This window comes from Herbaspirillum sp. YR522, assembly GCF_000282575.1.
In the GTDB taxonomy this organism is placed as follows: Bacteria; Pseudomonadota; Gammaproteobacteria; order Burkholderiales; family Burkholderiaceae_D; genus Herbaspirillum.
Genome location: NZ_AKJA01000064.1, coordinates 34,963 through 44,271, shown reverse-complemented (window position 1 = coordinate 44,271; position 9,309 = coordinate 34,963). Strand labels below are relative to the sequence as shown.

8 protein-coding genes are annotated in these 9,309 nt (G+C 66.7%); 3 read left to right on the top strand and 5 right to left on the bottom strand.

Annotated elements, in window-relative coordinates:
• The 3 genes from PMI40_RS10565 to PMI40_RS10555 form a co-directional block, all read right to left on the bottom strand.
• On the bottom strand, window positions 1–233 hold a 233-nt coding region (locus PMI40_RS10565; RefSeq protein WP_008114996.1), incomplete at its 3' end, for a hypothetical protein.
• The gene (locus PMI40_RS10560; protein WP_008114994.1) at window positions 220–1,908 is read right to left on the bottom strand and encodes an ATP-dependent DNA ligase; all 1,689 of its coding nucleotides are present in this window, start codon (window positions 1,906–1,908) and stop codon (window positions 220–222) included. The genes PMI40_RS10560 and PMI40_RS10565, both read right to left, overlap by 14 nt.
• Complete coding sequence (locus PMI40_RS10555; protein WP_008114992.1) at window positions 1,901–2,944, bottom strand: ligase-associated DNA damage response exonuclease; 1,044 nt, start codon at window positions 2,942–2,944, stop codon at window positions 1,901–1,903. Before PMI40_RS10555 ends, PMI40_RS10560 begins: the two co-directional genes overlap by 8 nt.
• A 224-nt stretch (window positions 2,945–3,168) precedes the next feature.
• Between PMI40_RS10555 and PMI40_RS10550 the strand changes: the two genes are divergently transcribed.
• The 3 genes from PMI40_RS10550 to PMI40_RS10540 all read left to right on the top strand — a co-directional run bounded on the left by PMI40_RS10550 (window position 3,169) and on the right by PMI40_RS10540 (window position 5,371).
• Window positions 3,169–4,101 carry an HDOD domain-containing protein gene (locus PMI40_RS10550; protein ID WP_008114990.1) on the top strand — a complete coding sequence of 311 codons (933 nt, stop codon included), beginning with the start codon at window positions 3,169–3,171 and terminating at the stop codon, window positions 4,099–4,101.
• Between the two features lie 153 nt (window positions 4,102–4,254).
• Window positions 4,255–4,992: a transporter gene (locus PMI40_RS10545; protein ID WP_008114988.1), complete on the top strand. Its 738-nt coding sequence runs from the start codon at window positions 4,255–4,257 to the stop codon at window positions 4,990–4,992.
• 172 nt (window positions 4,993–5,164) lie between these two features.
• Entirely contained in the window at window positions 5,165–5,371 is a 207-nt protein-coding gene (locus tag PMI40_RS10540) for a hypothetical protein (RefSeq protein WP_008114986.1), read from the top strand.
• A gap of 100 nt (window positions 5,372–5,471) precedes the next feature.
• Here the strand turns inward: PMI40_RS10540 and prpF are convergent, their stop codons facing one another.
• Both prpF and acnD read right to left on the bottom strand, forming a co-directional pair.
• On the bottom strand, window positions 5,472–6,662 hold the full coding sequence (gene prpF, locus PMI40_RS10535; protein WP_008114985.1) for a 2-methylaconitate cis-trans isomerase PrpF: 1,191 nt from the start codon (window positions 6,660–6,662) through the stop codon (window positions 5,472–5,474).
• 26 nt (window positions 6,663–6,688) lie between these two features.
• Complete coding sequence (acnD, locus tag PMI40_RS10530; protein WP_008114982.1) at window positions 6,689–9,298, bottom strand: Fe/S-dependent 2-methylisocitrate dehydratase AcnD; 2,610 nt, start codon at window positions 9,296–9,298, stop codon at window positions 6,689–6,691.
• Between the last annotated feature and the right edge of the window lie 11 nt (window positions 9,299–9,309).

Here is a 9,309-nt window from a genome sequence, read left to right as displayed (position 1 = left end):
CCGCCCGGCCGCTTTGGCGGCGGCCCACCGAGCTTGGGTGCGGCACGCAGCAGGGCACCGAACCATACCGCATAGGTCTTGCCGGCGCCGGTGCTGGCATGCAGCAGTCCGCTCTTGCCGGCCGCCGCGGCGCGCCAGACTTCCTGCTGGAACGCGAACGAGGTCCACTGGCGCTGGGCAAACCATTGCTTGACCGCGCTGCGGCCGGTGACGGCTTTTTCAGGACTGTCCACGCTCGCCTCCCGGTGTACGCGCGGCCAGCATGGCGCGCAGCGCCTCGAGCGTGTCGGCCTGGTCGACGCTCTTGTCTGGGCGCATGCGCAGGATGCGCGGAAAACGTACCGCCACGCCCGCCTTGTGGCGCGTCGAGGCCGCGATGCCTTCGAAGCCGATCTCGAACACCAGGCTGGGACGTACGCTGCGCACCGGTCCGAACTTCTCGATGGTGCTGTTGCGGATGATGCGGTCGACCTGCGCGATCTCGGCATCGGTGAGCCCCGAATAGGCCTTGGCAAACGGCACCAGGCGGCGCTGCGTGCCGCTGTCGTCGGGGCTGTCGTCCCACACTGCGAAGGTGTAGTCGGTATAGAGCTGGGCGCGCCGGCCGTGGCCCGACTGCGCGTAGATCAGCACGGCGTCGATGCTGTAGGGATCGATCTTCCACTTCCACCAGACACCGACGTCGCGCGTGCGGCCGACACCGTAATGGGCGTCGGCCGCCTTGAGCATCATGCCTTCGACACCGCGTTGGCGCGACTGTGCGCGCAGGGCCGCCAGGGCATCCCAGTCGGTCGCCGCGATCTGCGGCGCCAGCAGCAGCGAGGCGTTGCCGTGCTCGGCCAGCAGCTGTTCGAGCAGCACGCGTCGTTCGGCCTGGGGCCGTTGGCGCAGGTCGCGGCCGTCGAGCTCGAGCAGGTCATAGGCAATCAACGCCGCCGGCAATTCGGCCAATAGCGCCGCCGACAGCTTGCTGCGGCCGATGCGCTTTTGCAGCAGCGCAAACGAGGCCGGACGCTCGGCGGCATCGACGCCGGCCTCGCGGATGACGATCTCGCCGTCCAGCACCACGCCCTCGGGCAACGCCAGGGCGGCCAGTTCGGGAAAACGTTCGCTGATCAGTTCCTCGCCGCGCGACCAGAGCCAGTTGACGCCGTCGCGTCGCACCAGTTGGGCCCGGATGCCATCGTATTTCCATTCGACCTGCCAATGCGACAGCGGGCCCAGCGTGCGCGGATCGTCCAGCAAGGCGTGCGCCAGGAAGAACGGGTAGGGCTGGCCACCCAGCCGGCGTTGTCCCTCGCCGCCATCCGGGGCCAGCAGCGCCTGCAATCGCGCAGCGTCGGGGCGGGCCCGGTTATCGGTCCAACCGACCAGGCGCTGCGCCAGCAGCTTGGGATCGAGCCCGGCCACCGCGGCCAGGGCGCGCGTGACCAGCAATTTCGACACGCCCACGCGCAGGCTGCCGCCGATCAACTTGGCGTGCAGGAAGCGCCCCTGCCAGTCGAGTTCGTCCCAGGCCCGGAACAGCCCGATACGGATGTCTTCCGGGGCCGCGCCTCGCAACGGCGCAATGCGCTCGGTGACCCATACCGCCAGCCCCAGCTCGGGATGAGGCGTGGCCGGTGGCGGGGCCGGGGGCAAAATATGGGCAATGGTTTCGGCCAGGTCGCCCACGGTGTCATAGCATTCGTCGAACAGCCACTCGTCGATCTGGGCGTATTGCATGGCGCAGTGCCGCAGCCATTTGCTGGGCACTGCCTGGCGCGGCTTGCCACCGGCCAGGAAATACACGGCCCAGGCGGCGTCGTCGGGATTGGCGTGGGCAAAGTATTGCTGCAGCGCGGCCAGCTTGCGGCTGGTCGAGGTGGTGCCATCGAGCTCGGCATAGAGCCGCGAGAACTCACGCATGGGCGCCCTCGGGCACGGCATCGTCCTCGTCGCCGTATTCGGTATTGAAGGCGCCGGCGTCCAGGCCGTTCTGGCGTAGCCAGCGCACCATGGGCGCGACCTGGCCGTGGGTGACGATGACCCGTGGCGCGCCGGTGGCGGCGATGGCCTCTTGCAGCGCCGGCCAGTCGGCGTGGTCCGAGAGCACGAAGCCACGGTCGACGCCGCGTCGGCGGCGCGTGCCGCGCAGGCGCATCCAGCCGCTGGCAAAGGCGTCGCTGTAGTCGCCGAAACGGCGTATCCAGGTCGAGCCGGCGGTCGAGGGCGGCGCCAGTACCAGCGCGCCGGCAAAGGCGGCTGCCCCGCGCCGACCGGCCTGCGCGCCCAGTTCGGTGGCCTGCGCCACGCTCAGCGTGGGGGGCAGGGCCACCCCGGCTTGGCGATACAGCCGGTTGAGCGGTTCGACCGCGCCATGGCAGACGATGGGCCCGATATCGGCGTCGATGCCATGCAGGATGCGCTGCGCCTTGCCGAACGAATAACAGAACAGCACGCTGGCACGCCCGGCGCCGGCATTGGCGCGCCACCAGCGATTGATCTCTTCGAATACCTCGGCTTGCGGCTGCCAGCGGTAGATTGGCATGCCAAAGGTCGATTCGGTGATGAAGGCGTCGCAGCGCACCGGCTCGAACGGGGTGCAGGTGCCGTCGACTTCGAGCTTGTAGTCGCCCGAGGCGACCCACACCCGGCCCTGGTGCTCCATGCGCAACTGGGCCGAGCCCAGCACGTGGCCGGCCGGATGCAGCGACAGGCGCACCCCGTTGTGGGTCACGCCCTGGCCGTAGTCGAGCGTATCGAGCGCGATCTCCTGGCCCAGGCGGGCGCGCAGGATGCCGGCTCCGGGCGTCGCGGCCAGGTAACTGGCGTGGCCGACGCGGGCATGGTCGGCGTGGGCGTGGGTAATGACGGCGCGCGCCACCGGTTGCCACGGATCGATGTAGAAATCGCCCGGGACGCAATACAGTCCCTGCTTACGTACTACTACCATGTCGTCCATGCTGCGGCGGCTCCCAGGCTCGTGATACCGGCCAGCTTAGCGCGGCAGTGGGCCGGCGGCAGTCAGCGCAGGCCGTGTTCATTTGTCAGGAAAACGCTCTTCGAAACGAACGGACGAGTCGAAATTTAATGTTGCGCATCGCAAAAAAAGAAGGGATTAGGTATCCTAGCAACACTTTTGGCGTTTGCCAGCCGACAACCCCCGACCTCCAAGGCGATTCCAGCATGTCGACCTATATCGAAGACAAGACATTCCGTGAGCTGCAGGATTCCGAAGTGCTGCCAGCACCGTCGGGCGTGCGCCTGAACATCATGCAGATGTGCCAGCAGGAAGATATCTCGCTGCCCGAGCTGGTCTCGCAGGTGCAGGGCGACCCGGTACTGGCCGGACGCCTGATCCAGATCGCCAATATCCCCAACATCAACAAGGGCCGCATGGTGGCCGCCGTCAACGTCGAATTGCTGCTGATGGTCGGGCTGCACGCGGTGCGCCAGATGGCGCTGGCGATCTCGCTGACCGAATCGGCCCGTCGCGGCGACTGCAAGGAATTCGACTACGACGCCTTCTGGGCCCGTTCCACCGCCATGGCCTGCGCTGGCCAGGCGCTGGCCGAGATGCTGCAACAGGCGCCGCCGGCCGAGATGTTCACCAACGGCTTGCTGGCCGGAATCGGTCGCCTGGGGCTGGCATCGGCCCGTCCCAAGCGCTATGGCGAGCTGCTGCTCGACAACCCCAGTGGCGAAGTGCTGCTGGAGCGCGAGCAGGCCGCATTCGGCTTCGATCACCTGGCGCTGGCGGCGGCCATGATGGAAGACTGGCACTTTCCCCGGCTGTTCTGCAACGCGGTGCTGTATCACGAGCGACCCACGGCGTCCGGGGTGGAAGAAGGCGACCGCCAGCAGCAGCTGGTGCGCATGCTGGAACTGGCCGGGGCCCTGGCCGACGTCTGCGTGGCCAATGCCGCGGCCAGGCCACAGCGGCTGTCGCGCCTGCTGGCCCTGGCGGCCGACTTCGACTTGCCGTTGTCGAGCGTGGAGTACCTGTGCGGACGGGTTTCATGGGACTGGAGCGACTGGGGCGCCATGCTGCATATCCCGACCCAGGTCTTGCCCGATATCGGCCAGGAGCTTGCCGAGGCCGCGCGCGCATCGGGCTGATACCCGCCGGCGCAGCGAGCCCGGGCTCGCTTTTTAATGCCGCGTTCGAGTCCTGCGCCTTCATTGTTGGATTAACGCCAAAACCCCGTATTTCGTCTTTTGTCCGGGCGGCCCGGATGCTAGTATCCGCCCGGTTTGAGCTATGGGGGATACATGAAAAAGACATCTTGCGCCGCCTGGCTGCTGTGCGCAGCCATCGCCCCGGCCTATGCCGCCCACCCACTGGTGACCGACGACACCGGCGTACAGGGCGAGGGCCATCATCAACTTGAAATGAACACCGACTGGTTGCGTCAATTCGGCCAGTTCAGTCATGTCGGCGCCTTGACCTACACATACGGCGTCACCGACAAGCTGGACCTGTTCGCCAATGTGCCGCAGTTCTTCGCCTCGCCCACCGGTAGCGGCATGGGCGATGCATCGCTGGGCGCCAAGTGGCGCTTCCATGATGCCGACGGCCTGTCGCTGGCGCTCAAGCCGGAGTTCTTCAGCACCAGCGGCAACCCCGAGCGCGGGCATGGTACCGGGCGCAGCAGCGCCGCCCTGGACCTGCTGGGGTCCTACCAGGTCAACGCCTGGACCTGGCACGCCAACCTCGGCATTAACTACAACCGCTACGCCCGGCTGGACGACGAGCATTCGCATCGGCGCACCGTATGGCGTATCTCCGGCGCGGCCTGGTATGCCGTCAATGAACAGTGGAAGCTGGTGGCCGACGTCGGCGTGGCGCAGAACAGCGAACATGCCAACCGCACCTGGCCGGCCTACGGGTTGCTGGGCGTGATCTGGTCGCCCAACGACACGATCGATCTCGACGTCGGCTACAAGGCCGGCTTGAACAAGGCCGAAGTCACCCGCCAGCTGGGCCTGGGGATCACGCTGCATTTCTGATGGCCGTATCCGGGCAGGGCGGGGCAGGGACGCCAGGCCGCGGCGGCGTGCCACTGGGCGCGGGCATTGCGGTCTTGCGCTGCAACATCGGAAATGCTGGCAAGCGCGACCGAATCTGTTATCTTTTCCTTCGGCACAGGGCCATTACCAATGGATATCAAGGAGATAACACATGGATCTGGTGGAAAAATTCGATGCCAAGGGCAAGACCGGCGAACCCTATCACGTCGAGGTGTACCAGACGCAGAAGGATGAAGTCGACGATGTGGCCGCTGCGGACCGACGCAGCTATCGGTTGACCGACGGCCGCAGCGTCGATCCCCTGACCAATGAAAAATTCAGGATCGTGCAGACCGGCGAGAAGATCTACCGGGTATAGGCAACGCCTGGCACCTTGTTCAAGGCCGGCAGTCACTGCGTGACGCCGGCCTTTTTGTATCGTCCCCCAGCGCAGATTCGCCCGCGCCCCGCTGGCCGGGTCAGAACGCGTCGCCCGGTATCCGCACCCAGCCTTCCATCAATACGCGCGCACTGCGGCTCATGATGGCCTTGGTCACCTGCCACTGCTGGCCCTGCTGGCGCGCCTCGGCCCCCACCCGCAGGGTGCCCGAGGGATGCCCGAAGCGTACGCTGTTGCGTTCGCCGCCGCCGGCAGCCAGGTTCACCAGGGTGCCAGGGATGGCCGCTGCGGTGCCGATGGCGACCGCCGCCGTGCCCATCATCGCATGGTGCAACTTGCCCATCGACAGTGCCCGCACCAGCACATCGACATCCTTGTCGGTGACGGCGCGGCCGCTGGACGACACATAGTCGCGGGGCGGCGCCACGAAGGCGACCTTGGGCGTGTGCTGGCGCTGGGCGGCTTGTTCCAGCGCGCCGATCAGGCCCATGCGCATGGCGCCATGGGCGCGAATGGTTTCGAAGCGCTGCAAGGCCTGCGCATCGCCGTTGATGGCTTCCTGCAGCTCGGTGCCGGTGTAGCCGAGCTCATCGGCGTTGAGGAAGATGGTGGGGATGCCGGCATTGATCATGGTCGCCCGGAAGCTGCCCACGCTTGGCACCTCCAGCGTATCGACCAGGTTCCCGGTGGGAAACATGGCGCCGCCACCGCCTTCTTCCTCGGCCGCCGGGTCCATGAATTCAAGCAGTACCTCGGCCGCGGCAAAGGTCACGCCGTCGAGCTCGAAGTCGCCCGTCTCCTGCACCTGGCCGGCGGCCATCGGCACGTGGGCGATGATGGTCTTGCCGATGTTGGCCTGCCAGATCCGCACCTGTGCCACGCCATCATGCGGCACGCGTTCGGCATCGAGCAGGCCGGCGCCGATGGCGAACGGGCCCACGGCGGCCGACAGGTTGCCGCAGTTGCCGCTCCAGTCGACGAAGTCGCTGTCGATGGCGACCTGGCCGAACAGATAGTCGACATCGTGCCCGGCGCGGGTGCTGCGCGAGACGATCACGGTCTTGCTGGTGCTGGAGGTGGCGCCCCCCATGCCATCGATCTGCTTGCCATACGGATCGGGACTGCCGATGACCCGTTGCAACAGCCGGTCGCGCGCGCGGCCGGGCACCTGCGCCGCTGCGGGCAGGTCGTCGAGCTTGAAGAAGACACCCTTGCTGGTGCCGCCGCGCAGGTAGGTGGCGGGGATGCGAATCTGGGGGATGGACGACATGGCGTGCTCCGTTGGACGGGTGTGGGTCAGGCGGCGTGGCCGCGGGGCTTGGACGCTTCCAGGAAATCCTGGGCGAAGCGTTGCAACACACCACCGGCTTCATAGATCGACACCTCTTCGGCCGTATCCAGGCGGCAGGTGACATCGACCTCGATACGCTCGCCGTTCTTGCGCAGTATCACCAGGGTCAGGTCGGCGCGCGCCTGGCGCTGGCCGACCACGTCGAAGGTCTCGCTGCCGTCGATGCCGTAGGTATTGCGGTTCTCGCCCGGCTTGAACTCGAGCGGCAGCACACCCATGCCGATCAGGTTGGTGCGGTGGATGCGTTCGAAGCCCTCGGCTACGATCGCCTCGACCCCGGCCAGGCGCACGCCCTTGGCGGCCCAGTCGCGCGAGGAACCCTGGCCGTAGTCGGCACCGGCGATGATGATCAGCGCCTGCTTGCGTTGCATGTAGGTCTCGATGGCTTCCCACATGCGGGTCACATTGCCCTCGGGCTCGATCCGGGCCAGCGAACCCTGGCGTACGCTGCCATCGGCCTTCCTGACCATCTCATTGAACAGCTTCGGATTGGCGAAGGTGGCGCGCTGCGCCGTCAGGTGGTCGCCCCGGTGGGTGGCGTAGGAATTGAAATCTTCTTCCGGCAGCCCCATCCGGTGCAGGTATTGGCCGGCGGCACTGTCGAGCAGGATGGCATTGGACGGCGAGAGGTGATCGGTGGTGATGTTGTCGCCCAATACCGCCAGCGGCCGCATGCCCGTGAGGGTACGTTGGCCCGCCAGCGCGCCTTCCCAATAGGGAGGACGACGGATATAGGTGCTCTGCGGGCGCCAGTCGTACAGGGGGCTGACGCCGGCATCGCGTTCGACGCGGGCCGCGAACATGGGGGTATAGACATTGCGGAACTGCTGCGGCTTGACTGCCGCCTTGACCACCGCGTCGATCTCTTCGTCGCTCGGCCAGATATCCTTGAGCCGGATCTCGCGGCCGTCGGCGGCCAACCCCAATACGTCCTGCTCGATATCGAAGCGGATCGTGCCGGCAATGGCATAGGCCACCACCAGCGGTGGCGAGGCCAGGAAAGCCTGCTTGGCGTAGGGGTGGATGCGACCATCGAAATTGCGGTTGCCCGACAATACCGCCGTGGTATAGAGATCGCGCTCGATGATCTCTTGCTGGATCGCCGGGTCGAGCGCGCCGGACATGCCATTGCAAGTGGTGCAGGCGAAGGCGACGATGCCAAAACCCAGTTTTTCCAGTTCTCCGGTGAGGCCGGCCTCGTCCAGGTACAGTGCGACCGCCTTGGAGCCGGGCGCCAGCGAACTCTTGACCCACGGCTTGCGGGTCAATGCCAGGCGATTGGCATTGCGCGCCAGCAGCGCTGCGGCAATCACGTTGCGCGGGTTGCTGGTGTTGGTGCAACTGGTGATGGCGGCGATGATGACGGCGCCATCGGGCATCTTGCCCGCTTCGTTCTCGACCACCCCGGCAATGCCCTGTGCGGCCAGTTCGGATACCGGCAGCCGCTTGTGCGGATTGCTGGGCCCGGCCATCGTGCGCACCACGCTCGAGAGGTCGAACCGCAGCACGCGCTCGTACTGCACCCCGGCCAGGCTGTCGGCCCACAGCCCGGCCACCTTGGCATAGGTCTCCACCAGTCGTACCTGCTCGTCCTCGCGCCCGGTCAGCCTGAGGTAGTCGATGGTCTGCTGGTCGATCGAGAACATGGCGGCGGTGGCGCCGTACTCCGGTGCCATGTTGGAGATCGTCGCGCGGTCGCCCAGCGTCAAGCTGGTGGCACCGGCGCCGTAGAACTCGAGGTAGGCGCCCACCACCTTCTGGCGGCGCAGGAACTCGGTCAGCGTCAGGACGATGTCGGTGGCGGTGATGCCGGGCTGGGCGCGCCCGCTCAACTCGACACCGACGATGTCGGGCAGGCGCATCCACGAGGCGCGACCCAGCATCACGTTCTCGGCCTCCAGGCCACCCACGCCGATGGCGATCACGCCCAGTGCATCGACGTGCGGCGTATGACTGTCGGTGCCTACCAGCGTATCGGGAAAGGCCACGCCATCCTTGGCGTGGATCACCGGCGACATCTTCTCGAGATTGATCTGGTGCATGATGCCGTTGCCGGGCGGGATCACCTCCATGTTCTCGAACGCTTGCCGGGTCCAGTCGATGAAGTCGAAGCGGTCTTCGTTGCGGCGGTCCTCGATGGCCCGGTTGCGGGCAAAGGCGTCGGGCATGTCGCCGCCGCACTCCACGGCCAGCGAATGGTCCACGATCAGTTGCACCGGCACCACCGGATTGACCTTGGCCGGGTCGCCGCCCATCTCGGCGATCGCATCGCGCAGCCCGGCCAGGTCCACCAGCGCGGTCTGGCCCAGGATGTCATGGCACACCACGCGCGCCGGAAACCACGGGAAGTCCAGGTCGCGCCGGCGCTCGACCAACTGCCGCAGTGAGTCGGCCAGGCTCGCCGGGTCACAGCGGCGTACCAGGTTTTCGGCCAGCACCCGGGAGGTGTAGGGCAGGCCATCCCAGGCCATGGGCGAGATGGCCTCGACCGCGGCGCGGGCATCGAAATAATCCAGCGCGGTACCGGGCAGTTGCTTGCGATATTGGGTATTCATGGCGGTTGGCT